Annotated in this window: 24 protein-coding genes and 1 riboswitch; of the genes, 9 read left to right on the top strand and 15 right to left on the bottom strand. The window is 48.8% G+C overall.

Translation table 11 applies throughout. The annotated features are described in order from the left end of the window. Positions 1-5: 5 nt before the first annotated feature. Entirely contained in the window at positions 6-1,406 is a 1,401-nt protein-coding gene (locus tag B4H10_RS05465; protein ID WP_292018342.1) for an FAD-binding oxidoreductase, read from the top strand. A 96-nt stretch (positions 1,407-1,502) separates the two neighbouring features. On the opposite strand, the gene B4H10_RS05460 is transcribed toward B4H10_RS05465, so the two are convergent. The 6 genes from B4H10_RS05460 to B4H10_RS05435 all read right to left on the bottom strand — a co-directional run bounded on the left by B4H10_RS05460 (position 1,503) and on the right by B4H10_RS05435 (position 9,292). Next, positions 1,503-2,663 carry an MFS transporter gene (locus tag B4H10_RS05460; RefSeq protein ID WP_236699685.1) on the bottom strand — a complete coding sequence of 387 codons (1,161 nt, stop codon included), beginning with the start codon at positions 2,661-2,663 and terminating at the stop codon, positions 1,503-1,505. Positions 2,664-2,896: 233 nt separating this feature from the next. Further along, positions 2,897-3,670: a response regulator transcription factor gene (locus B4H10_RS05455; protein ID WP_206084848.1), complete on the bottom strand. Its 774-nt coding sequence runs from the start codon at positions 3,668-3,670 to the stop codon at positions 2,897-2,899. Further along, positions 3,657-5,375 carry a sensor histidine kinase gene (locus tag B4H10_RS05450; RefSeq protein ID WP_292018341.1) on the bottom strand — a complete coding sequence of 573 codons (1,719 nt, stop codon included), beginning with the start codon at positions 5,373-5,375 and terminating at the stop codon, positions 3,657-3,659. Before B4H10_RS05450 ends, B4H10_RS05455 begins: the two co-directional genes overlap by 14 nt. A 23-nt stretch (positions 5,376-5,398) precedes the next feature. Further along, a complete protein-coding gene (locus B4H10_RS05445; RefSeq protein WP_113855338.1) occupies positions 5,399-7,063 on the bottom strand; it encodes an ABC transporter permease in 1,665 nt (554 codons plus the stop codon). Beyond that, complete coding sequence (locus B4H10_RS05440) at positions 7,050-8,159, bottom strand: ABC transporter ATP-binding protein (RefSeq protein ID WP_113855337.1); 1,110 nt, start codon at positions 8,157-8,159, stop codon at positions 7,050-7,052. The genes B4H10_RS05445 and B4H10_RS05440 overlap by 14 nt, the downstream gene beginning before the upstream one ends. An 86-nt stretch (positions 8,160-8,245) precedes the next feature. Beyond that, entirely contained in the window at positions 8,246-9,292 is a 1,047-nt protein-coding gene (locus B4H10_RS05435; protein WP_059077043.1) for an ABC transporter substrate-binding protein, read from the bottom strand. A 299-nt stretch (positions 9,293-9,591) separates the two neighbouring features. Continuing rightward, a riboswitch (SAM riboswitch) is annotated at positions 9,592-9,689 on the top strand. An 89-nt stretch (positions 9,690-9,778) separates the two neighbouring features. Here B4H10_RS05435 and B4H10_RS05430 point away from each other — a divergent pair. The 3 genes from B4H10_RS05430 (at position 9,779) to B4H10_RS05420 (ending at position 11,364) form a co-directional block, all read left to right on the top strand. After that, positions 9,779-10,603 carry a MetQ/NlpA family ABC transporter substrate-binding protein gene (locus tag B4H10_RS05430; protein WP_059077044.1) on the top strand — a complete coding sequence of 275 codons (825 nt, stop codon included), beginning with the start codon at positions 9,779-9,781 and terminating at the stop codon, positions 10,601-10,603. Positions 10,604-10,739: 136 nt separating this feature from the next. After that, positions 10,740-11,105, top strand: a complete 366-nt coding sequence (trxA, locus tag B4H10_RS05425) for a thioredoxin (protein WP_277345512.1) — start codon at positions 10,740-10,742, stop codon at positions 11,103-11,105. A 19-nt stretch (positions 11,106-11,124) separates the two neighbouring features. Further along, positions 11,125-11,364, top strand: a complete 240-nt coding sequence (locus B4H10_RS05420) for a TIGR03905 family TSCPD domain-containing protein (RefSeq protein WP_292016907.1) — start codon at positions 11,125-11,127, stop codon at positions 11,362-11,364. Between the two features lie 91 nt (positions 11,365-11,455). On the opposite strand, the gene B4H10_RS05415 is transcribed toward B4H10_RS05420, so the two are convergent. Together B4H10_RS05415 and B4H10_RS05410 are read right to left on the bottom strand one after the other, a co-directional pair. Next, positions 11,456-12,229, bottom strand: a complete 774-nt coding sequence (locus B4H10_RS05415) for a PhzF family phenazine biosynthesis protein (protein WP_292018340.1) — start codon at positions 12,227-12,229, stop codon at positions 11,456-11,458. A gap of 77 nt (positions 12,230-12,306) precedes the next feature. Continuing rightward, on the bottom strand, positions 12,307-12,942 hold the full coding sequence (locus B4H10_RS05410; protein WP_292016905.1) for a TetR/AcrR family transcriptional regulator: 636 nt from the start codon (positions 12,940-12,942) through the stop codon (positions 12,307-12,309). Positions 12,943-13,189: 247 nt separating this feature from the next. Between B4H10_RS05410 and B4H10_RS05405 the strand changes: the two genes are divergently transcribed. Together B4H10_RS05405 and B4H10_RS05400 are read left to right on the top strand one after the other, a co-directional pair. Continuing rightward, a complete protein-coding gene (locus tag B4H10_RS05405; protein WP_292016904.1) occupies positions 13,190-13,984 on the top strand; it encodes an MBL fold metallo-hydrolase in 795 nt (264 codons plus the stop codon). 84 nt (positions 13,985-14,068) lie between these two features. Beyond that, entirely contained in the window at positions 14,069-14,434 is a 366-nt protein-coding gene (locus tag B4H10_RS05400) for a helix-turn-helix domain-containing protein (protein ID WP_292016903.1), read from the top strand. A 61-nt stretch (positions 14,435-14,495) separates the two neighbouring features. Here the strand turns inward: B4H10_RS05400 and B4H10_RS05395 are convergent, their stop codons facing one another. The 3 genes from B4H10_RS05395 to B4H10_RS05385 all read right to left on the bottom strand — a co-directional run bounded on the left by B4H10_RS05395 (position 14,496) and on the right by B4H10_RS05385 (position 16,865). Then, on the bottom strand, positions 14,496-15,395 hold the full coding sequence (locus tag B4H10_RS05395) for a 5'-nucleotidase, lipoprotein e(P4) family (protein ID WP_292018339.1): 900 nt from the start codon (positions 15,393-15,395) through the stop codon (positions 14,496-14,498). Between the two features lie 317 nt (positions 15,396-15,712). After that, entirely contained in the window at positions 15,713-16,414 is a 702-nt protein-coding gene (locus tag B4H10_RS05390) for an RraA family protein (protein WP_170086996.1), read from the bottom strand. A 40-nt stretch (positions 16,415-16,454) separates the two neighbouring features. Further along, complete coding sequence (locus tag B4H10_RS05385; RefSeq protein ID WP_292018347.1) at positions 16,455-16,865, bottom strand: PaaI family thioesterase; 411 nt, start codon at positions 16,863-16,865, stop codon at positions 16,455-16,457. A gap of 137 nt (positions 16,866-17,002) precedes the next feature. Here B4H10_RS05385 and B4H10_RS05380 point away from each other — a divergent pair, with 137 nt between their 5' ends. Genes B4H10_RS05380 through B4H10_RS05370 form a run of 3 tightly spaced genes read left to right on the top strand, consistent with a single transcriptional unit; the run spans position 17,003 to position 18,873 of the window. After that, positions 17,003-17,935 (top strand): PTS sugar transporter subunit IIA, encoded by a 933-nt coding sequence (locus tag B4H10_RS05380; protein ID WP_292016900.1) that lies wholly within the window; start codon positions 17,003-17,005, stop codon positions 17,933-17,935. A gap of 12 nt (positions 17,936-17,947) precedes the next feature. Next, positions 17,948-18,337 (top strand): NusG domain II-containing protein, encoded by a 390-nt coding sequence (locus B4H10_RS05375; protein WP_075581857.1) that lies wholly within the window; start codon positions 17,948-17,950, stop codon positions 18,335-18,337. Positions 18,338-18,348: 11 nt separating this feature from the next. After that, positions 18,349-18,873: a Gx transporter family protein gene (locus B4H10_RS05370; RefSeq protein ID WP_292018338.1), complete on the top strand. Its 525-nt coding sequence runs from the start codon at positions 18,349-18,351 to the stop codon at positions 18,871-18,873. A 101-nt stretch (positions 18,874-18,974) separates the two neighbouring features. Here the strand turns inward: B4H10_RS05370 and B4H10_RS05365 are convergent, their stop codons facing one another. The 4 genes from B4H10_RS05365 to B4H10_RS05350 form a co-directional block, all read right to left on the bottom strand. Further along, positions 18,975-19,577 carry a hypothetical protein gene (locus B4H10_RS05365; protein ID WP_292018337.1) on the bottom strand — a complete coding sequence of 201 codons (603 nt, stop codon included), beginning with the start codon at positions 19,575-19,577 and terminating at the stop codon, positions 18,975-18,977. Positions 19,578-19,595: 18 nt separating this feature from the next. After that, on the bottom strand, positions 19,596-20,573 hold the full coding sequence (locus B4H10_RS05360; protein WP_292018336.1) for an AEC family transporter: 978 nt from the start codon (positions 20,571-20,573) through the stop codon (positions 19,596-19,598). Positions 20,574-20,605: 32 nt separating this feature from the next. Continuing rightward, complete coding sequence (locus tag B4H10_RS05355; protein WP_059077130.1) at positions 20,606-21,271, bottom strand: 3'-5' exonuclease; 666 nt, start codon at positions 21,269-21,271, stop codon at positions 20,606-20,608. 185 nt (positions 21,272-21,456) lie between these two features. Next, positions 21,457-23,832 carry a phosphoketolase family protein gene (locus tag B4H10_RS05350; protein ID WP_292018335.1) on the bottom strand — a complete coding sequence of 792 codons (2,376 nt, stop codon included), beginning with the start codon at positions 23,830-23,832 and terminating at the stop codon, positions 21,457-21,459. Positions 23,833-24,273 lie beyond the last annotated feature (441 nt).

Here is a 24,273-nt window from a genome sequence, read left to right as displayed (position 1 = left end):
TCATTATGGAAACGTATCAGCCCATCACACCGGAAATCATTGAAAAACTCAAAGCCATTACCGGCCCTTCTTACGTAAAAACAGATAAAGACATACTGCTCCAGTACCAGACAGATTACGAAACGGACCCGCGCCGCTTCCACCTGCCGGAAGCCGCCGTCATCCCGGCCAATGCCGAAGAAATTTCCCAGATTGTCAAACTGGCCAATGAATATCATTTTCCCATTACCGTCCGCAGTGGCGGCACAAGCCTGGCCGACGGTGCCATCCCTGTCTGCGGCGGCCTTGTCCTGTGCATGGAACGGCTCAACAAAATCATTGAACTCAATGAAGAAGGCATGTATATGACCGTCGAAGCCGGCGTGCGTACGGTAGATCTGCAGAAAGAAGCCAAAGCTCATGGCCTGCTCTACGCCGGAGACCCCTCCAGTGCAGAAAGCTGCATGATTGGCGCCAATCTGGCAACCAACGCCGGCGGCCTCAAAGCCGTCCGCTACGGCGTCACACGTCATCAGGTCTATTGTCTGGAAATGGTCACGCCGACCGGCGATATCGTCGAATGCGGCCGCATCCTGAAGAAATGCTCCACCGGCTACGACCTGGAACAGCTCATCATCGGCAGCGAAGGAACGCTGGGCATCATCACTAAAGTCACAGTCAAACTCATTCCCCTGCCGCCGTACCGGTTTGACGTCCTCGCCGTGTACACAGACCCGCGCAAAGCGCTGTACATGGTTCCCAAACTGCTTAAGGCCGGCATCGACCCGACCAGCGTGGAATACATGGATAACTCCTATGTCCGTGACACCGCCGATTATTGCCACTATTCGGATATGCCTCACTATGAAGACGGCATTTACGTCATCATCACCGTAGAAACGTTCCGTGAAGACGAACTGGACAGCAAGATGGAAAGTGTCTGCACCATCTGTGAAGAATCAGGCGCCGTCGATGTCCTCGAAGCGGATGAACGCATCTGGAATATGCGCCGCAATGTCCAGACATCGTGTGAAATGGTCAGCAAAGTCTTCCTCACCGATGACGTCGTCGTACCGGTCCACAAAATCGCTTCGACCATCGAAAAAATCATGGAAATCGGCGAAGGTTACCCGTTCCAGGTCAAGATCAATGCCCACATCGGCGACGGCAACCTGCACATCGTCCTGTGCAAGATGGATATGAGCGACGAAGAATGGGAAACGAGCGTCGAAAAATTCCATCAGCAGGTATACGCCTATGCCTACAGCGTCGGTGGACGCCTGGCCGGTGAACACGGCATCGGAGCCAAGAAGCTCAAGTACATGGAAGAATTTACACCTAAAGGAGAACTGGCTATCATGAAAACCATCAAACGGGCCATGGATCCTAATAACATCCTCAATCCGGGAAAACTGATTGATGCATAAAAAAAGCGGCTGTCGTCCGAAGACAGCCGCTTTTTTGAGTTTGAAGTTGAAAGTTTGATGTGGATGGACTTTAATTTAAAACCAATGTTTCAAACGTCAAACATTCTTTAAGAGCCGCAGAGCTATGACCGACATGACGACCAGAAGAACCGTGACCAAGCCGAAGGAAGCATACAGGCTGAAGGCACGGCCGATAAAGCCGAGAACAGCCGGAGCCAGCAGAATCCCCACATAGCCGATAGTACTGACCGCCGAAACAGCATCCGCCACAGGCATGACCTTCTGCGTACCCAGCAGTGAGTAAAAGACCGGTACCGTATTGGCACAACCCACGCCAATCAGAATAAATGCCAAAAAGAGCAGCGGTCCCGGTGGCAGGAATAAAATGCCAAGAAATCCGGTAAAGGCGATGGGCAGAGAAACGGTCAGAATATGCCGGCTGCCAAAATGCATGACCAGGGAATCACCGGGCAGGCGCATGAGAAAGGCCGCTGCCGTAAACAGCGTCAGACCCAGCCCGGAATGAGAAATATCCACTCCCTTTTCTGTCGTCAGGAATACACCACTCCAGTCATTGATAGACCCTTCGACAAGAAAGGAGATGGTACAGATGACGCCGATAAGCAGAATATACGGCTTAGGCCGCACAAAATGGGAAGACCCGCGATTTCCCTGCCGGTTCTGCATCAGGTGGGGAGCAAAAAAGAACAAGCATCCGGCAATGACCATAGTCGCCGCCAGAGCCACCAGTTTCCAGTGCAGTCCCAACGAGAGAAGCAGGGCGAAAAAAGCGGCGCCGGAAAAATTGCCCAGAGACCACATAGCCTGCAGTCCCGACATGAGCCTCTTGTGGATTTTCCGCTCTATATAAATGCCATTGATATTGACCACCACATCCGAAAGCCCCAGGGATGCTCCCAGTATGACAGCAAATCCTATCGCCCCGGCATAGACCGGCGCATGGCACAGCCCATTGAGACAGACAATCATACCCAGACCGCCCACTGTCAGTGAACGGCGGCATCCCAGCCGGGCCGCGATGGCACCGGCAAAGAACATCATGACCAGTGCCCCCGCTCCCAGTGTAAGGAGCAGAATGCCCAGGTGGTCATCGGGTATTTCCAGATTATGTTTCAAAAAAGGAATCAGAGATGCCCAGGCCGTAAAACCGAAACCGCCGAGGAAATAGAAGGCTTTTGCAGAATATATTTCCCAACGTATCTTTTTCTTATGCTCCATAGCTTCTGTATACCCCATCGGTCATCACCTCCACAAACAAAAATGCCGGACAAGAACCGGCAGGACATCCATATCTTACTTCGACAGGTATCCGTACGCAGAGACCTGTCCTCCGATATTTCGTCTGCCGACATCTTATCCGGCTGTATACATTACGGTTATACATCCTCCGATGAGCAGTTTGTATTGTAACATGAAAAGACACATTCTGACAAGAGTCTCTTACTCCTTATGTCCACTTAGACAGCACATCATATTCTACCCGATCGTTCAAAAAATTTTTTCGGTGACATGCCGACGTATTTTTTGAATACTTGTATAAAATATTTGTAATCAGAAAAACCGACCATATCCGCGATTTCATAGACCTTATAATCGGTTTCCTTCATCTTTTTGACCGCCTGCTGAATCCGATAGCGATTGAGAAAATCGTGAAAGGTATAATGCATTTCTTCCTTAAACTTTGTCTGCAGATACACACTGGATACGCCCAGGTCTTCACAGAGATTCTGCAGGAGGATTTTTTGTGGATACTGCGACTCTATAATCTGCAAGACTTTTTTCACATAGCGGTTTCCCGGTTCCGGCAGCCCGTCCGGCAGATTCATCTGTACCGGATGGAACAGTGCCTGTTGTTCCATCTGGCGAAGAGCACCCAGTTTTTCCTTTACCCGCATCAAAGCTTTCTGGAGAGCGGTAAAATCCACTGGCTTCAGCAGATACTCCGTGACATCCAGAGAAATCGCCCGCTGGGCATATTCAAATTCATCATAGCCAGAAATGACAATGGCGGCATACGGTATAGACCGGGTCTGTTCCAGCATATCCAGGCCGCTCATAAAAGGCATCCGCACATCGGTAATGACGATATCCGGTCTCATCTGACGAATTTTTTCTGCACCTTCTGCCCCATCTCCGGCCTCACCTATAATGACACAGCCTTCCGTTTCCCAGTCCATCAGATACATGAGTCCTTTACGGATAATCTCTTCATCTTCTACGAGCAGTACCTTATACATCGTCATAATGTGACACCTCTTCTTTTACCATCGGCAGGGACAGAAAAACGCGGAACCCCTGGGCATCTCCTTCAATGCGGATGCCTGCCGTCCTGCCATATCGGAGCCGCAGTACGCGGTGCACGTTATACAGGCCGATATGGCTGGGTGCTACCACGTCCGATGTCAGCAGACGACGGAGAGATGCCATTTTTTCAGGGCTGATACCGGAACCATTGTCGATTACTGACAATACGAGCATATCTTCTTCTCTTTTTCCAGTAATGCTGATATGAATCGACCGTACATTTTCCAGTCCATGGACAATACTGTTTTCTACGACAGGCTGCAACAACAGCTTGGGAATCTGGCAATGATACAAATCCGGATCGATGACAACATCATAGGATAATCGTTCGCCGAAGCGCATCTTTTGAAGAGCCAGATAATCTTTTACGTACTGAAGATCCGTTTCCAGACTGACATCACCTTCACCGCGATGGATACTATAGCGCATCAGCCGGGCAAAGGAGACAGCCAGTTCCGATGCCTTTTTCGGATCAAACAGAATTTCATAGCGCAGCCCTTCCATGACATTGAAGGCGAAATGGGGATCCATCTGTCCCTCCAGATTCCGCACTTCCATGAGCCGTTTCCGTTCTGCCAGTTCTTTATTGCGTTCCATAAGACGATGGATTTCCCTCATCATACGGTTAAATTCCTGATAAATGACCTGAAATTCCTGCAGGCTCTGCTCTGGTTCCAACCGGTAATCGAGATTTCCATTTTTCCCTTCCCGCACAGCAACCAGCAGTCCATCCAATGGCTTCAATACTTTACGGGACAGTTTCCGCGCCACCAGAAATACAGCCAGACAGGCCGCTATGCCAATACATCCCAGGAAAAGAAGTACTGCCTGAAGCAGAGAATCCGTATGGGGAATAGCCGTAAACGCAATGACCTGAAGTTTATCGCCCCGGGCCGGCCGGCTGACATAATAACTGCGACCCTGAACAGTTTGTTTCCCTTCCATGGTCAGGGGCGTGCGCAATTTACCCATAGCATCTACAAACTGCGGGTTCGTTGAAAAAACGACGTGATCGAGGGTATCCATAATGACAATCTGCTCTGCCGGCCATGCGTCGGTCAGCTCCTGGAATCCTTCCTGCCGGAAAAAAAGGAAGATGTATCCTGCCGTTCCTGTTTCATCCCGCACAGGCCTGAGAAGATAATACTGTTCCTGCTGACTATGTTGCAGCGGCAGTATCACCGGACCATAACGCAAATCCCCGACACCATCTGCCCCGGCCCGATGCAGCATGTCCTGTATATCCCGGTTCTCCATGACAAGCCCCAGATTATCCTGATACAGGCTGGTCATGACCGGTTTCCTTTTGCTGTCTAAAAGGAGGAAATCACCACGGACGACACCACTGTTCGTTATGTCATACAAGTGTTGTGCCAGCTCCTGATCGGCCTTTCCGTCCTGCAAGGCGCGGATGAGGACAGGATTCCTGCCCAGTTCATCCAACATAGCCACACAGCGGTTCCACTCCCGGCTGACGGCCTGTTCTGCCTCTGCTGCATGGGCATCCGTTCCATCTACAACGCGTACCTGATAAAAACAGACCAGAAAGGATACGAATAAACATATCAGGAACAGTATGAGCAGTGCCGCCCCTTTAGTAAAAACCTGTTGTAAGTACAGATGAAAACTGCGTGGTCTGCTCATACCGCCCCTCCTTAAAAGTTAAATCAGATACTGATATCACGCCGTCCCGTCAGCTTGAAGAAAATCAGCAGGGACAAGATGGAGGTCAGCGCCAGAATTGTAGCATATGCTGATGCATTGCCGTAATTACCGCGGATGACTTCGGTATAAATAGACACAGTCAGCGTCTGATTGGCTGTCGTATATAAAATAATGGAAGAACTGAGCTCACTGATGATGGTCACCCAGCTCATAATGGCCCCTGCCAGGACGCCGGGCATCATCATGGGAAGGGTAATCCGGCGGAATGTCGTCATGTCGGAAGCCCCCAGCGAAATAGCCGCTTCTTCTACATTTTTGCTGATCTGTCCCAGAGCTGCCACGCTGGAACGCACGGTGTAAGGCATACGCCGGATGGCAAAGGAAATAATCATGATCAGAGCCGTACCGCTTAAAACGATAGGCGGACTATTGAAGGCAAACAGGAAGGAAATCCCCAGTACAGACCCGGGAATAATGAAGGGGAACATGGTCACCGTATCGAGGATGCTGTTGAGGAGATTCTTTTTCCGTACACTCAGATAGGCAATGATAACTCCCATGACCAGTACGATTGCAATAGCGACAATACCCAGGAAATAGGTGTTCCAGATGACCGTGTTATCTTTGGCGAACAACGTCGCTTCATAACTCTGGAGCGCATACCCGCCAGTAAAGACCTGACCGCCATTACTGCGCAGAAACGATGTATACACGACGACGAGCTGGGGCAGAATAGCCAGCCCTGTTACTATATACACGATACCATGAGCCATGATATTGCGCAACCCCGATGCTTTTTCAGCTACGATAGGCTTCAGTGCTGTCATCGTATAGGTACTGCGGTTCGCCAGATAACGCTGGGCAAAGAACATGACCACCGTCAGTACAATCATGATGACGCAGATAGCCGCAGCAAATCCATCATCACCGCCGACTTCTCCCATAAAGGACGTATACACCAGTACGGGCATGGTCTTGAATCCTTCACCGATCAGCATAGGTGTACCAAAATCGGCAAAGACCCGCATGAAGACGAGCATCGAACTGGATAACAGCGTCGGCAGCAGAAGAGGTACCAGGATCCGCCGCATCCGCGTGAAGCGGGAACAGCCCAGGCTTTCCGCCGCTTCATTCAGCGAATTATCGAAAGTCTTGAGCGATCCGGACAAAAATATATAAATCAAAGGAAAGGACTGCAAGGTAAAGACGAGGACGATACCAGAAAATCCATAGACACCATTAAACGATGTATGAAACAGCTGGTTAAAAAACTGGGTGATGACACCGTTGCGCCCCAACAGCTGAATCCAGGCATAGGCTCCGATGAACGGCGGTGACAAATAGGAAATGACAATCAGGATATTGAGAAGGGCACTCCCCTTTATCTTGATACTCCGCATGAGATAAGCCATGGGAAGCCCCAGAAGAGCTGCCAGGATAGTAGAGACGACCGTGACTTCCATACTGTGAACCATGGTTTCCCAATAAAAAGGCTTGGTAAAGAACCGGGTAAAATAGGCCATCGTCGCACTGCCCGAAGCAGGGTCCACTACGCTCTTATATAATACGAGTATCAGAGGATATAAAACAAAAATGGCAAAAAAAGCAAAGAGCCAGAGACTGATTACGGTCCAGAATGAAATATGAGATCGTTTAGTTTGTGCCATTATGACCACCTTCTATCATCGTTTCTGCACTGTCGCTATGGAATACGTTGATACGGCCGCTCTTAAGCTGCAGACTCACGGCCGTCCCATCGGGAAGATAACTGCCTTCACCCTGGTACTGGATGACTTCCAGATTATTTCCATCATCCGATTTCATAAAATAGTGAGTAGCAATTCCCAGGAATACGCTGCTTTCGACGACTGCAGAAATTCCCCTTTCACCGGCCGGCACAATAGAAAATTCTTCCGGCCGTACGGATACGATGACGGACTCTCCATCTTTTGCCGACTCATCGAGATTATCCATGGTCACGTTATATCCATCTTTGAAATGCAGGGTATGGGCATTCCCGTCTTTTTGCAGCTTTGCATCGAGAAAATTGGACAGACCGATAAATCCGGCTACAAACGTATTGAACGGCCGTTTGTAAATATTCTGCGGCGTCCCGATCTGCTGAATAACACCATTATTCATGACAGCGATGCGATCTGATACAGCCAATGCTTCTTCCTGGTCGTGGGTTACATACACCGTCGTAATGTGGATATGACGCTGGATTTTCTTTATCGCATTCCGCATTTCTACCCGAAGTTTGGCATCCAGATTGGACAATGGTTCATCCATTAGGAGTACTTCCGGCTGAATGACGATAGCCCGCGCCAGGGCAACCCGCTGCTGCTGGCCGCCAGAAAGAGCCGCAGGCATACGGTCCTTTAAATGGTCAATTTTCACAATTTTCAGTATGTCGTCTACCCGTTTTTCTATATCGCCTTTCCCGGCCCCCCGCATCTGCAGTCCGAAAGCCACATTGTCCCGTACCGTCATATGGGGAAATATGGCATAGTTCTGAAACACCATGCCCATATTCCGTTTCTCTACAGGCACATCATTGATACGCTTCCCATTCAGCCGGATTTCCCCTTCTTCAATAGAGTTGAACCCGATAATCATACGCAGTAGCGTCGTCTTGCCACAGCCCGATGGTCCCAGCAGAGTAAAAAACTCCCCTGGCTTAACATGAAGAGACAATCCCTTTACTACCGTATTGTCCCCATAGCGTTTTACCACGTGATCAATATCAATGGATACGCTCATTTTCTCTTCCTCCCTATAAAAAATGCGGCAGGACCCGCTGCACTGATACTGAGTTTCCTGCCGCAAACTGATGCAAATACAATCATTTATCTGTTATTTTCGAGATGCTGGTTCCACATCGACACGATATCCTGTTTATGATCCGATACCCAACCTTCATCATAGTTGGGGAACAGATGAATCTGATCAATAGGCGTCATATACGAAGCCAGCTCGATATTTTTGCGAAGCGGCCGCACCGTCAGTTCCTTACCAGCCATTTCCTGAATCTTCTGTGAAATCATGTAATCGACAAATTTTTTAGCGTTTTCCGGATGTTTGCATCCTTTGATAATCTGCACCGATTCACCAGGGAAAATAGCTCCTTCTTTCGGGAATACGACTTTGACGGGAGCGCTGTTGCGGACATAGGTAGCTGCCGGGTCTTCCCAAGTGAGGCCTACCGTATATTCCCCATCGGCAACGCCTTTGTGGACAGCGCCGGAACTGTTCAGCATCTTGCCATCGAGATTCTGAATGAATTTATCCACATATTCCCATGCTTCCGGACTCATAGGATCACCATTTTTTCCTTTGGCATAGAGCATAGCCATGAGAGACTGGAATGCCGAACTGGAATTAGCCGGGTCGCCAAAGGCGATCTTACCCTTTAATGCCGGATTCAGCAGGTCATCAAAGGTCTCGATTTTCGTGTCACCAGCCAGATTCGTGTTGACGATAAGGACGGTAGGATCAGCAAAAGCTGGTGTGAAATATCCCGTCTTATTGCGGAACGCTTCCATCATATTTTTATCTTCCGGCGACACATATTCCATGAATAAGTCTTTCTGGGATTCCAGCATCGTCTGATCTGCTGCCCAGAGGATATCGCCCTGTGGATTGCCCTTTTCTGACGAAACGCGTTTTAATAACGGTCCCGTACCGGCTACGACGACATTGACTTTGATTCCCGTATCTTTTTCAAAATTAGGAATGACCAGATTGTTCAGGCTTTCGCTACGGGCCGTATACACCGTAAGCACCTTATCATCACTGCCAGATGCACTCTTCTGACCACCTCCGCAGCCAGCCAATGAAACCAGTGTCGCCGCTGCAATCGCCAAGGTAATGATTCGTTTTGTGATTTGTTTCATCTTTCTGCTCCTTTCGCTTTACCAAATTCCGAAACACGTATTGCGCACTTTTATTGTACTGTATTCATATATATTGTCTATCCGGTAAAAGATAAAAAACATCTAATTTTCTTAATACATCCTATTTTTTCACATATAGTATATGTCATTTTTTATAAAAATTATCATATATTTCAATTAGAAATAATACGGTGCATTAAAAAACGGTATTTTTGCGGTCTGTATTTTTAGATATAGAAAAAACTAATACTTGACAAGAGAAAAAAACTATGCTAATATCTGCATCATCAACTGAACACGTTTCATCAAGAGCAGTCGAGGGAATGGCCCGATGACACTGCGGCAACCGCCATAAGGTATGGTGCCAACTCCATCGGATTATTCCGGCAGATGAATCATAAGATTAATAAAGCCGTCATCTGCATGACGGCTTTTTTGTTGATACGGACTTATTTTTTATACACACTCAGGAGAGGGGTACGAAACATGAAATCATCTATTAAAAAAATCATTTCCGCCGGCCTAATTGCAGCTATCTGCGTATTTGCTGCCGGCTGCGGTTCCAGCAATGACAGCAAAGGCGACCAGGCAAAAAAAGAAATTAAAGTAGGGGTAACAGCTGGTCCTCATGCAGAAATCATGGATGAAGTAGCGAAAGAAGCTGCCAAACAGGGGATTACCATCAAAGTCGTAGAATTCAACGATTATGTACAGCCTGATAAAGCACTGGCCGAAAAAGACCTCGACATGAACTCCTACCAGCATCAGCCGTACCTTGACAATATCGTCAAAAAGCAGGGCCTGAAGCTCACGTCTGTTGGAAAGACGATTCTCATGCCTATGGCCGTTTATTCACACAAATATAAATCTCTCGATGAAGTTGCTCCGGGCAGCAAAGTCACCATTCCGAACGACCCGTCCAACGGCGCCCGTGCCCTGCTCCTCCTGCAGCAGGCCGGCCTGATCAAATTGAAGAACGGCGATTCCATCGAAGCTTCCGTTGCTGATATCACAGAGAACCCGAAAAATCTGAAATTCGTCGAACTCGATGCCGCCCAGACGCCGCGTTCTCTCGATGATACAGACATCGCCTGCGTTAATACCAACTACGCCATTCCGGCCGGTCTGAATCCGAAAAAAGATTCCATCCTCGTCGAATCGATTGAATCGCCCTACGCCTGCGTATTCGCTGTCCGCCAGGGTGATGAAAACAACGAAACATACAAAAAAGTCGTTCAGATTTATCAGTCTGAAGCGATCAAGAAATTTATTAACGACAAATATCAGGGAACCATCCTGCCTGCATTCTAATAGCCGGCAAAGCGGTCCGTCACATCGGTGGCGGGCCGTTTTTTATTGGGACAACTATTGAATTTCTAAAATTATTAATATGTTTCATTAAAATATATCGGATATTCTTTATTATTTTTCTCGTAAAATTTGACAAATGTGTGATATAATAGAAGTGTCTTACAGACAATACGCATACCAAAGGAGTGAATCATATATGGAATACACATTTACCAATGATAATTTCAATCAGGAAGTCCTGCAGTCCGATAAACCGGTCCTCGTTGATTTCTGGGCCACCTGGTGCGGTCCCTGCCGTATGGTAGCCCCCGTCGTCGAAGAAATAGCTAACGAACATCCGGAATACAAAGTAGGCAAAGTCAATGTAGATGAACAGCCGGAACTGGCCCAGCAGTTCAATGTCATGAGCATCCCGACTCTCCTGGTCTTCAAGAACGGCCAGCTCTACAAGAGTTCTGTCGGTGCCCAGCCGAAAGCCAGCATTCTGGCACTCTTCGATTAATGACGAAAGGAGGATTCCCTTGCATACGTATAAACCGAGTGGCATCTGTGCCACACAGATTGATTTTGACGTCAGAGATGGAAAAGTCTATGATGTCGCCTTTACAAAGGGCTGTCCCGGCAATCATCTCGGCCTTTCCAGCCTTGCTGAAGGAATGCCCGTCACCGAAGTCATCCGCCGTCTGGAAGGCATCCGCTGCGGAGAACGCACTACGTCCTGTCCGGATCAGCTGGCCCAGGCATTAAAAGAATACGTCTGATCTGGTTATCCTGACCGCTTAAAAGGGGATTGTACCAGCATGAGTAACCTCTCATGCCGGTACAATCCCCCTTTTATATTTTCACAATGAATCAAATTTTAAGGTCAGCTTCCGAATACAAGACCGCATAACCAGCCATGGCGATGTGACCATCTTCTATATGGCAGTACAATTCGCCGCCACGGCGTGACGCCTGATAGGCAACTAAATCACTCTTACCTAGTTTTTCTGCCATGACCGGGATAATATGACAATGCCCGCTGCCGCATACCGGGTCTTCCGGCACGGATAATTTGGGAGCAAAGGAGCAGCTGACACAGTCATACTCCGTTCCTTTTGCCGTAACATTGCACAGCAGTCCATCAAGGTGTTTTAGTTTTTCCATATCGGGCTGGCATTCCCGGACCTGTGTTTCATTTTCCAGTACACAGAGAAGGTCCCGGGCCATGTATGCTTCTACCGGGCGGACTCCCAGCGCGTTTTCCATGGCATCGGTCACAGGCACCGGTTTCATATCATAAGCGGGAAAATCCATGGAGAACAGCTCACCTTTCCGGGTCACCGTAAGCACGCCGCTCAATGTATGGAAGACGAAGGTATGGCACTGTGGTTCGATAAAGTTTGCCAGGACAAAGGATGTTCCCAGCGTCGCATGGCCGCAGAGGTCGATTTCTCCGCCTGGCGTAAACCAGCGCAGGCGGTATCCGTCTTTTTCCTTTACCGTAAAGGCGGTCTCTGACAGATTATTTTCTATGGCGATGTTCTGCATCAGTTCATCGGAAGGCCAGGAATCCATGACGCATACAGCAGCCGGATTTCCTTTGAATACTTCTTTCGTAAACGCATCGACAACATAACATTTCATACCTCATTCCTCCTCATTCAATACGAACCTGTTTCTGATACGTTCATCATAACACAGGAGAAAACGCCCTGCCATAATCAGCCTGACCTGTCTTTTTGTTTCTGTAAACCTGCTTCACCGGCCGTAACGAACCGCAGAAGCAGCATCTGCAGGTGAAACCACGCATCATCTTTCTTCCAGTGATGATGGCGATTCACAGCATAGGCGCCATACATTTCAAAGGTAAATACGGCTTCTGCTTCTTCCCGGCTCAGGCCATACTGCTGCATGAAGCCGGGAATCTTCTTCTTTTCCAGTTCATATATGCGTTCCAGAATATACCCGGCCAAACTCTCATCTTCAAAGAGTGCCTTGTACGCCGGCGCATGGGCTGCCCGGTGACAGGCCGGCAGCAGCTCATACTGCTTGCGCAGCGCCTGTTCATTTCCTGTACGCGCAATCCGGGCCAGTTCATCCCGCCGTTTTTCATCTGTAAGTGGCGACTGCTGTTCTGCTATTTCCAGAGCATCGGCAATGACTTCATCCAGTACGGCGTATACATCCCGGTAGTGCAGGTAAAATGTAGCCCGCGTCACGTCTGCCCGGCGGCATAAGGCTGTCACCGTCACCTTTTCAAAAGAAAACTCCTGAAGCATAGTAAGGAATGTATCTTTAATGACCTGCCTGGTATACCGTGTCCGCCGGTCACTCTTATACGGCTTCTTCCCGCTCATCCCTGCCACCTCTTTTTTGCATCATCTGTACGAGTTGCTCTCATTATAGGAAACAAAACTTGATACCGTCAATAGAAAAAATCAGAAAATCATCGGCACATCCCGCTATAACTTGACAAAAACGCGAATCTGTCAGGAACTGTTCCATTCCGCACCAGTTGTCTATTGTGTTCTGACCGGTCCTGCGTATACTAAACCTATACACCGGTGCATCATTTCCTATCCCATGTTACAGGAGGTCATCGTTATGAATATTCAGCAAATCCGCAGCGCTACACTGCGCATCACTATCGGTAATACGACATTTCTCATCGACCCCTGGCTCGCCGATACGGGAACAGCCGGCTCTTTCCGGGACTGGGGCGGCAATCAGCCTCTGACAGCATCTCAGGCCGCTATTCCCATGCCCATGAAGCCCCTTCCCTGTCCTAAATCCACCATCTTATCCTATGTCGATGCCTGTATCATCACCCATATCCATCCGGACCACATTGATGTGGATATGACCTGTCATACGGTCGGAGCCCCGCTCCCCAAACACCTTCCCGTCTTTGTCCAGAACGAAGCCGATGCCGCAGTCCTGACACAATCAGGCTTTACGGATGTACGCCTTCTGTCTCCGGATCCGCTCAGTTTCTCATCCATTACACTGCGCCGTACTCCCGGCCGCCATGGCACCAATCAGCCCAGCGGCATTTCCAGCGGCGTCCTTTTTCAGGCTCCCGGAGAGAAAACGCTCTATCTGACCGGCGATACCATCTGGTACGATGGCACGGCCCAAGTTGTATCCACCTATCAGCCCGATATCATCATCGCAAATACGGGAGCGGCAACACTGCAGAACTGCGGGCGTCTCATCATGGACACGGGCGACCTGCTGGCCATGCACCACGCTCTCCCGACAGCACAGATTATCGCCACCCACCTGGACAGCGTCCCCCACAATCTCTTTACGCGTCGTATATTGCAGGAGCAGCTGGAACTGGCCGGACTCCCCCACACCATCTATATACCGGCAGACGGAGAAACTCTGACCTTTTAACGAGGTCTTTCGGTTCCACCTGTTTCATTTTACTTCCTTTTGTGATATACTAAACTCCGTATCTCATGATAAAGGAAGACCGATATGAAAAACGATGAAAAGAAAAAAAATTTCAGCTGCCATCTCCAGCAGCTGCTTGCCCAACAGAAGCTGACAAAAAAACAAGTCTGTCAGGACCTGGGGATAAAACCGACGACCCTGTCGGCCTGGCTCAAGGAAGAAAAATTTCCACGCAAGGACCGGCTGAAGGATGTCGCTGCCTATTTCCATACCAGCATGGAAAATCTGACCAGCACGGCTGGGCCGGACGTTTCCACGGTTATACAGCCAGTTCATACACCATATGAAACAAAGCTGGTCGATACCATCCGCCTTCTTTTGGAAGTATCCCCGGAAGAACTCTCCAGCATCGCCGATTACGCCGCTTTCATCCATCAGCGCAATCAATAAAGATACGTAAAAAAGATGGCCCCCTGTCATTACGGCATGAGGCCATCTTTTGCTGTATCCATTAATATGTTTTTGTCAGAAATTCCCGGTTGACTTCATCGCGTTGTTCCGGCGTCATAGTAAGATAATTCTTGGCAATGGCACTGACCCAGGCCCCGTATACGGGATTAGGGAAGACGATGTATTTCGTTCCAAAATCGGCCTTGTGCGCATCGACAATCTGATTGCGTTCTGTCAGACTCTTGCCATTCGTCCCGATGGGAAGGTCCCCGGCATTATCTCCCATATACACGACAACATCATAATCAGGCGTTATCGTATCAAAGCGCAGTTGTTTATTGCTGCTCTTTTCCATGAGCAGGATGTGTTTTTTATCTGCCTGGGGAAAATGCAGAGCCTTCAGATTGGCTTCTGTCGCTTCATAATTGACCGGCGCATAGCGGTTCGATACGTAGAATATGGCCAGCCCTTTCTTATCTACCTGCTGGAGAAAATCGACGGCTCCCGGCATTGCGCCCGATTTCCCTTCATGAACGACATCGCGCCACCAGATACTCTTATACTGGCCATTCCCATCGGCCGCCGCCTTTGCCAGAGCCGGTGTATTATCCGTTACCGTTTCATCACAGTCCAGGACAATAGCCAGCGTTTTGCCCTTCCGTGCCGGATCACTCAGTGCTTTATCCACTTCCATCATAGCCGCATTGTATCCCTGATAGCAAAGTGCCCGGTATTCTGCGGCAGACCGCATCCACAAAAGTGCCATCGTTTCTTCCTGCGCCAGTTGCTTTTGTGTGCGCCATGTATCAATGGCAGATGTCCCCGCCGACACCGGTGCCGATTGCCGGACCGGAACAGTACGCACCGGTACCGCTGCCGGACTACCGGCAGCCATCGCCGTGCTGCCTGCCAATACACAAACCGTTACTAAAGTTGCTAATTTTTTCTTTCCTTTCAGCATCAGACATGCCCCCTAATGATAATTATGGGCAAAAGAAAAAGCTTTCCAGCCAGGGCCAGAAAGCATACTACAACGAAGTAAAAACGGGCAAACTCCTGCCCTGTCACCGTCCCGGTCCACTTCGGATCCAGGCAGTTGTGAAAAATATAACAAATGACACTACGAAAAGTATAACTCACCTACGGTGATATTATCTTCTGCCCTGTGCGTATAGTACCACAGGATGTCCGGGAAGGCAAGACGGAAAGAGAATAAAATCAGTTTAAATACATACTGCCTGTCCCGGATAGCAGGGCAGGCAGTATGTATCTACATAGTTATTGTTCTATAGCACCGCCGATTTTGCGCAGATGGTCACGGAAGCTGTACGATGGGGTCACGCTGTGCTGGGCCAGGTATTCTTTAAAATGCAGCTGGTCCCTCAGGCTCTTTCCTTCTTTCAGAAGTTTTGCCTGCCGTTCTTCCGCCGCTTTGATGGCTTCCCCCGCTTCGATGATGTCCGTCAGATTATCCGATGGCAAAAAGATGACGCCGTCGCGGTCGCCTGCAACGATATCGCTTTTACCGACAATCCAGTCTCCTACGCGGGCCCAGGCCAGAGCATCGGCCGCAGGCCGGCGGTCCAGTCTGACGGGCCCGGTAGGGATATGCCCCTGGGAAAAGAACGGTAACCCCGTTTCATGAATCTGCCACGTATCCCGGTGCAGACCCCAGATGATAATTCCCGCCAGACCTGCAGCCTGTACTTCGCGGGCAACGAGGTCACCAACACAGGCATGATCTGTACGACCGCCATTATCAATGACCAGTACATCGCCGGGCTGCGCTTCTTCCAACGCGGCAAAAAAGATGTCTACACTGCCTGCATGACGGACAGGACAGACCCGTCCGACACAATGCATATCCGGTTCCAGTGCCTGCAGATTACTGGGCGCACAGCGCACAGGGATTCCCAGACGCATACAGGCATCGGCTAACAGAGGTGTACTCAATTGATACAATCGTTCGTTTTGTTCCATACAAACCGCTCCTTTCCGGATATATATCCTGTACCATACATTATTTGGCACTCATCATCTTGGCAGTCGCTTCGGCTGCTATGGACCCATCTTCTTTGGTAATCCTGCCCATCGTTTCATAGAGTCGTCCCCGGTGATGGACTACGTTACCCTCGATTTTAATTTTCTCCCCAATCCGCACAGGATGGCGAAAACGGACTTCTATGCGGGCTGTATAAGCCGGTATCCCCGTCTTCTGGTAAATAAAATCCCCCATCACTTCGTCGAGAAGTGTACTAATGAGTCCGCCATGCATGCGGTCATCATAACTTTCATGCTGTTTTTGCGGGACAAACCAGGTATAACAGCCATCTTCTGTCAAATGCATGTCCAGATGCAGTCCATGCGGATTCTTTTTACCGCATACGAAGCACCATGTATTCCGGTCTTCCATCGGTTCAGTCGGTTCCATCACAATCACACCCTCATCTATATTTAGATTACTTTATCCTTCGGTTTATGTTACAATATAATAGTACTTCTCATGACGTGCCCTGTCAAACAGCAATATGACAGAGACGGCATGGGACAGCAGGAGGTATAGCAGCAGTGGAACACGAATCACCTATTCCTTTCAATTCCCCTTTTACAGGAGAACTTCACCCAATCACGGACGCACCGGATGAAGCCTTTGCTCAAAAGATGACCGGTGACGGCTTTTTTGTATACCCTGAAGAAAATACGGTCTATGCGCCCTGTGACAGTGAGGTAACCTTTGTCTTTGATACCCGTCACGCCATAGGACTGACAGCGGCAGATGGAACAGAATATCTGCTCCACATCGGAATCGATACAGTCCGGCTGCAGGGAAAAGGATTTACGGTCTTTGCCGAATCAGGACAGCACGTCAAAAAAGGGGACCGGTTGCTAACTTTCGATAAAAAACTCATCTGTGAAAAGGCAACATCCGATGCCTGCATCTGTCTGTTTCCAGAACTGCCGGAACATTGGGAGGTTCGGCTCTGTGCCGGCCCCCGCATCGCAGCCGGTGAAGAAGCCGCCCGCATCATCCCACCGTCATCTCCATCTCCGCAGTCTCATATTTTCTACGCGCCTTGTACGGGTATGCTCCATCCTCTTTCGGAAGCACCGGATCCGTTCTATTCCCATAAATCTACAGGAGACGGTTTTTTTATCTATCCGTCTGAATCCATTCTGTATGCTCCCTGTGACGGATCCGTCTTTTTTATTTTTGAAGAAAAAAATGCCATCGGCATGCATACAACCGACGGATTGGAGTATATGCTGCAGGTCGGCATAGGGACGGATGTACTAAATGGAAAGGGATTTACCTTTTATGTCAAAGACGGTCAGACAGTCCGGAAAGGGGACCGGCTCCTTTCCTTTGATGATGCCTATATAAAAGCTAATGCCCAGTCCAATGCCTGTTTCTGCATCTTCACAGATCTGCCTCCAGAAAACGTCATTCATTTGAAACATCAAGGTTTTATCCAGACCGGTCAGGAAGCTGTCTGGTTTTAGGAGAGTGAATATATGATACGAAAATGGGATGTCGCCCTCATCGTCAGTCTGCTCATCTTATCCTGTATCCCTGCCGCCTTATTCTGGGCCAGCGGTCAGGCTGCTTCTGCCAATGGCACACACGCCATCATCTATGTAAACGGCAAGAAATACAAAACGATTCCTTTATCGGAACACCACGGGACAGATACACTGACTATCCGCACATCATCCGGATACAATACCATCCTGATCCGCGATGAAGAAATTGCCATCATCGATGCCGATTGCCCTGACCAGGTATGCGTCCACGAAGGATTTTTGAAAAATCCCGGCCAGACCAGCGTCTGTCTGCCCCATAAAGTCATGGTTGAAGTCCAGGCCAATGATGCATCGGATCCCGATATTATCCGCGCCCGTTAGAGAGGTATCTTATGAACAAAACGTTCCACCTTATTATATTGAGCCTGTTTGTTGCCCAGTCCCTGGTACTGTACATCGTAGAAGGCATGCTTCCCGTCCCGTTCATCGCCCCCGGCGCCAAGCTGGGACTGGCCAATCTGATTACGGTCATTGCCTTATACGCCCTTCCCAGGAAACGGGATGTCGCCCTGATTCTCCTGCTCCGCATCATTCTTTCCACCGCTTTTGGCGGCGGAATCAACGCTTTCTTCTACAGTGTATCCGGGGCCGCTCTCAGCCTGGGAAGTATGCTGGTTTTCCAGAAATGCGGCAAATTCAGCCTCATTGGTGTATCGGCCGCCGGTGGCATTTTTCACAACTTCGGCCAGGTCCTCGTGGCATGTTTCATCGTAGAAAACATGAAAATTATGCTGTACCTGCCCGTACTGGCAGTTACCGGAACGGGAACAGGCATACTCATTGGCATCACCGCCATGGTGACATTGAAACATCTGCAAAAACTGCCTTTGTACAAGCGCATACAGCAAACATGCTGACGGCCCAAAAAGATTCTGCTCGCTGCAAACGACAAATGTAAAGGAGCGGCTTTCATACGAAACCATGGCTGTTTCATATGAAAGCCGCTCCTTCTGTACTATTATTTTGTTATCGTAACAGATTTCATGATGTCGTCAATAGCCGGGGCATTCTTAGAATCGGCATCACAGGCGACGAGGATGACCCAGGTAGCGTTGCCATGGGAAAATCCCAACAGCTGCGCCTTCATCCGTTTATCATCGGCGGTAAACGTATAGGTCTGTTTCACCGCATGTTCCCCGGAAACACTGGCAGCTTCCTGCATGGCAGATACATTTTCTGCATCAATGCTGCTTAAAATAGCCTGAGACGCCCGTTCAATATTTTCGCTGAGCGTATTTCCCAGAGCCTGGCCATTCGTCAGATGCAGGTCACTGTACATCTGTCCCGAGTCAATGCTGACCGTAAAAATTCCGATGTGCAGTCCCTGATTAATTTCCCCATAAAAACGCTGTCCCTTCAGGTATCGTTGTGTCAATGGATCCAATGTGACCGGCAGGGGCAGTTCGTGGGCATTGCCGGGCAGTGCTATTGTAATCTGGGAATCGATACCGTCAATGCGCTTTTCCGTCAGGTTGACGGCATGACCACATCCGGCCAGAAACATTGCCATGATACAGGCTGTGCACAAAAACAACCACGATTTCTTCAGTATTAAAATCATAAGTCACCTCTCATTAAATCAGGTAAAGCTAAGATATCCCAGGTGGACCAGAAAATAAAAAACGGGATAAAACAGGAATATATAAAACGCCGTCGTCGTAATAAAAGCGGACATAGCCAGATTGACATTGAGGTTGTATAAGCGTACGGCAAAGAGAGAAAAGATAGCCGTCGGCATCGACATGAGAATCATGAGCGTCCCAATCAGAACGGGATCGGTGAAACAGAATGTGCCCAGGACATAGCAGATAGCCGGCGTCACCAACAGCTTGATGGGTACGAGGTCAAAGGTCTTCTTATAGTACCGGGAGAGAGCCGCAAACTCTATCATGAACCCAATCGGTACCAGCCCGGACCAGGCCCCGATATGAATCAGCCCCTGAAAGGCATAATCCAGTATTTGTGGTCTGGAAATCCCGAGAGCATAAAGGGCAATACCCAGGGCCATGCCGACGACGGGCATCTGATTCCAGTTGATAAAGAGTTTACGCCAGCTCATAGAAACGAGATTGAGATGGCCGCCCGCTTCAGCACTGTACTTATAATAAGCTCCCAGAGGAAAAGCAATAAAAAAGGTGACGAAATTCTGAAATACGGCTGTCAACTGGGCATAAGCAAAGCCCCGTTCACCATACAGGATATAGCCACACAAACCGCCCAGTGTTCCCAGATTCGTCAGGAGCGCCGCCAGGATATAACTGCCCTGATCGGCCATGGATGTGAATTTGCGCTGCCGGTGAAAGAGAAAAATGACCCCTACAGGTATAAATGCATTAAGCACCATGAAAACAGGCAGCAGCATGAGATGCGGCTTAATCGGAAGGACCCAGAATGTCAGCGTCGTCAGCAATGTTGTAATGATAGTGATGTTGATGCGGATAAGGATATTGCATTGTTTTTCATCCAGCCACTGTTTCTGTCTGCACGCATAACCGGCTGCCATAGGCAGGATCACATCGATAAATAAAAAAATGATACGGATACCAACTTCCCCCAAAAGCTCTTTCCTTCTTTCTCTTCTATTTTTCCTTATCTCCTGGCTTTTTTAAAGGCTTCTGCCATAGAAAACGTAAGCGGTTCGGCCGAGGCCGTTACCTCGATGATGGAATCCATGACTTTGCGAAATTCCTCTTTCTTTTTGGACAACATATATAATTTGGCTGTATTGCGGGCATCCCACAATGCGTCATGCATCTGACCGTCAAAGGGTTCCCCCGTCGTCTCGATTGCCTTGTCCAGAGAAATGACATTATCCAGTCCCAGCAGATTGCAGTATATCTGCTGAAAATTCTGCCAGTGCCCCAGCATCCATGCCACACGGTCCGACTGGGTATTGATTTTTTTCAGCCGCATTTCATTATGGAGCTGCCGCCAGTCGTTTTCACTCCAGGCGTACATTTCATAATCATTTTCCCCGGTTTCATTGCACCAATCCAGAAACCGCCGGAATGCCGGTACAAACGTGTCGGCCTGACGAAGCATGTCCATGGTGATTCCCGTCAGTTCCTGACAAGTCTCATCCATCTCTGTCGCATATTTAGGCAGGACATATTCTTTAAAGCTACTGATTTCCTGCGCCTGTTCGTCGAGTTTGACCGCACCTATTTCGATGATTTCTCCCGGGCAGATTTTTCGTATCTGCCGGCGCTCCTTGCTGATGGGATTCATTTCAAAATCCACGAATATTAATTTCATGATGGTCATCCTATCTCTCATTCACTCTTATTTTTAGGCTTATCATGTAATTATACCACAAGTCCGTTCCCTTTCACACGGTAATCCGTCAAGTAAAAACACTCTGTGAAGTAAGACAAGAACTCCTGCCATACAGTGCTGGCAGGAGTTCTTGTCTTGTGATGCTGAAAGAGGTTAGTGATGTATTAGTCTTCCCATTTCCACTGGGATACTTCCGGTAAATCAACGCCCTTGTCATGAATGTACTGTTTGTGTTCAACAAGCTTGTCATTCATTTTCTGGAATAGGTAAGCCCCCCGGTTCCCAAGATTCGGGAGTCGTTTCAGAGCGCTGCGGACGAGGTGGAAACGGTCAACATTATTTTGTACGCGCACGTCAAACGGTGTCATTATAGTCCCTTCTTCACGATAACCGCAGACGTGCATGAGACGGTTATTATGACGATGATAGGTCAGTTCATGGACCAGTTTGGGATAACCATGGAAATTGAAAATGACCGGTTTGTCTTTGGTAAAGAGCATGTCGTATTCGACATCAGTCAGTCCATGGGGATGTTCTGTCTGAGGCAGGAGTTTGAACAGATCCACTACGTTAATGAATCGGATCTTCAATTCTGGCAGTTCTTTCCGCAAAATCGATACGGCAGCCAGAGCTTCCAGTGTCGGCGTTTCACCGGCGCAGGCAAATACGATATCCGGGTCCTGTCCCTGGTCATTGGAAGCCCAGTCCCAGATGCCAATACCCTGGGTGCAGTGTTTGACCGCTTCTTCCATAGAGAGCCACTGCGGACGGGGATGCTTGCTGGCAATGATGACATTGACAAAATTCTGGGTACGCAGGCACGTATCCATGGTTGCCAGGAGGCAGTTTGTATCGGGCGGAAGGAAAATGCGGACGACATCGGCATTTTTATTGGCCATATGATCCATGAAGCCCGGATCCTGATGGGTAAATCCATTATGGTCCTGTTGCCATACAGTCGAGCACATCATGAGGTTCAGGGAGGCAATGCTGTGTCTCCATGGGAGCTGATTGCAGACTTTCAGCCATTTTGCATGCTGGGCTGCCATCGAATCGACAATCCGCGAGAAGGCTTCATAGGTGTCAAAGAAGCCGTGACGGCCAGTCAGAAGATATCCTTCCAGCCAGCCTTCGCACATGTGTTCCGACAGCATGGAATCCATGACGCGTCCAGACGGCGATAAATGATCATCTTCTGCCGTTGCCTGTACATTCCAGTCTCTATTTTCTACATCAAAGACGGCCTGGAAGCGGTTGGAATTGTTTTCATCGGGAGAGAAAATCCGGAAATTCTTTGCATCGTCATTCAGTTTGAAAATGTCACGGATATACGGACCGAGGTTCTGCGTATCCTGGCTGTCTTTTTCCCCGTGATTACCAATGTCAAAGGCATAGTCACGGAAATCAGGCAGCCGCAGTTCTCGGTACAGGATACCACCATTAGCATGAGGATTCATACCGATGCGGCGGTCGCCTTCCGGTGCCAGTGCCCTCAATTCCGGGAGCAGTTTTCCCGTTTCATCAAATAATTCCTCTGCATGATAGCTATGCAGCCAATCGGAAAGGAGCTGCAGATGTTCCGGTTTATCCATGGCAATTGGCACCTGATGGGCCAGGAAATTTCCTTCAATGCGTTTGCCATCGACTACTTTCGGGCCGGTCCATCCTTTGGGTGTGCGCAGGATGACCATCGGCCATACGGGGCGTGTGGCATCGTTCTGCTGCCGTGCATGGGCCTGGATTTCTTTGATTCTGGCAATGACCGTATCCATCGTATCTGCCATCAGCCGGTGCATCGTCATGGGATCGTCGCCTTCGACGAAGTACGGTTCCCAGCCGCAACCGTGGAAGAAATCGACCAGTTCCTGGTGGGACATGCGTCCGAAGATAGTCGGGTTGGCAATTTTATATCCATTCAGATTGAGGATGGGCAGTACGACACCGTCTGTAATCGGATTGATGAATTTATTGCACTGCCAAGACGTTGCCAGCGGTCCCGTTTCGGCTTCGCCATCACCTACGACAGTAGCGGCAATCAGGTCGGGATTGTCAAAAATAGCCCCACAGGCGTGGGCAATAGAATAACCCAGTTCGCCGCCTTCATGGATGGAGCCCGGTGTTTCCGGAGCGCAGTGGCTGGGCACGCCACCGGGGAAGGAAAACTGTTTGAACAGCTTCTGCATCCCTGCTTCATCCTGAGAGATATTCGGATAAATTTCACTATACGATCCATCCAGATAATCATTGGCAATGAAGAAATTTCCGCCGTGACCCGGGCCGGATAATAAAATCAAATCCAGGTCATAGAGTTTAATCAGGCGGTTCATATGAACGAATACAAAATTCTGTGCCGGTACAGTTCCCCAGTGGCCGACGATTTTCTTTTTTATCATGTCCGGCGTAAGCGGCTTTTTCAGGAGTGGGTTATCCAATAAATACAGCTGGCAGGCTGACAGATAATTGGCAGCACGCCAAAACTTGTTCATTTTTTCCAGATAGGCATTACTTGCTGGTACTTCATTCGTTACCATTTCAGTCATGTTATCCTTCCTTTCTGAATCCTCAGGTACGTCATTTCTGATTACGGCTATATTGTAACATCCTATGTTCAACATTGCAAGCAATATCTCTTGTAATAATCATAAAAAAAAGATAATGCCCTTTGTAAAAAAAGAACGAAACTGTCGCATTACGTATTTACGCTTAATGCAACAGTCTCGTTCATGAGTTTGAAGGTATAACAATAGGAGCTGCCGCTCCGTTATGCATGCGACAGCTCCTATTGTCTTTCTTATAAATCTGACTATCAGACTTCTGCAGCCAGTCTCTTGTAGAATTTATACCGCTTCATAGCAGCAGCTTCGGCTTCCGTAAAGAGCTGATCGGCTACTTCCGGGAAAGTACGCGTCAGTGCAGCATACCGTGTTTCACCCATCAGGAATTCACGATATTTGCCGTTCGGTTCCTTGGAATCGAGGCTG

It is taken from the genome of Megasphaera sp. UBA4382, from assembly GCF_002391155.1.
Taxonomy (GTDB): Bacteria; Bacillota; Negativicutes; order Veillonellales; family Megasphaeraceae; genus Megasphaera; species Megasphaera hexanoica.
The sequence above is the reverse complement of the archived record's forward strand: the minus strand, read 5'-3'. Positions and strand labels throughout refer to the sequence as shown.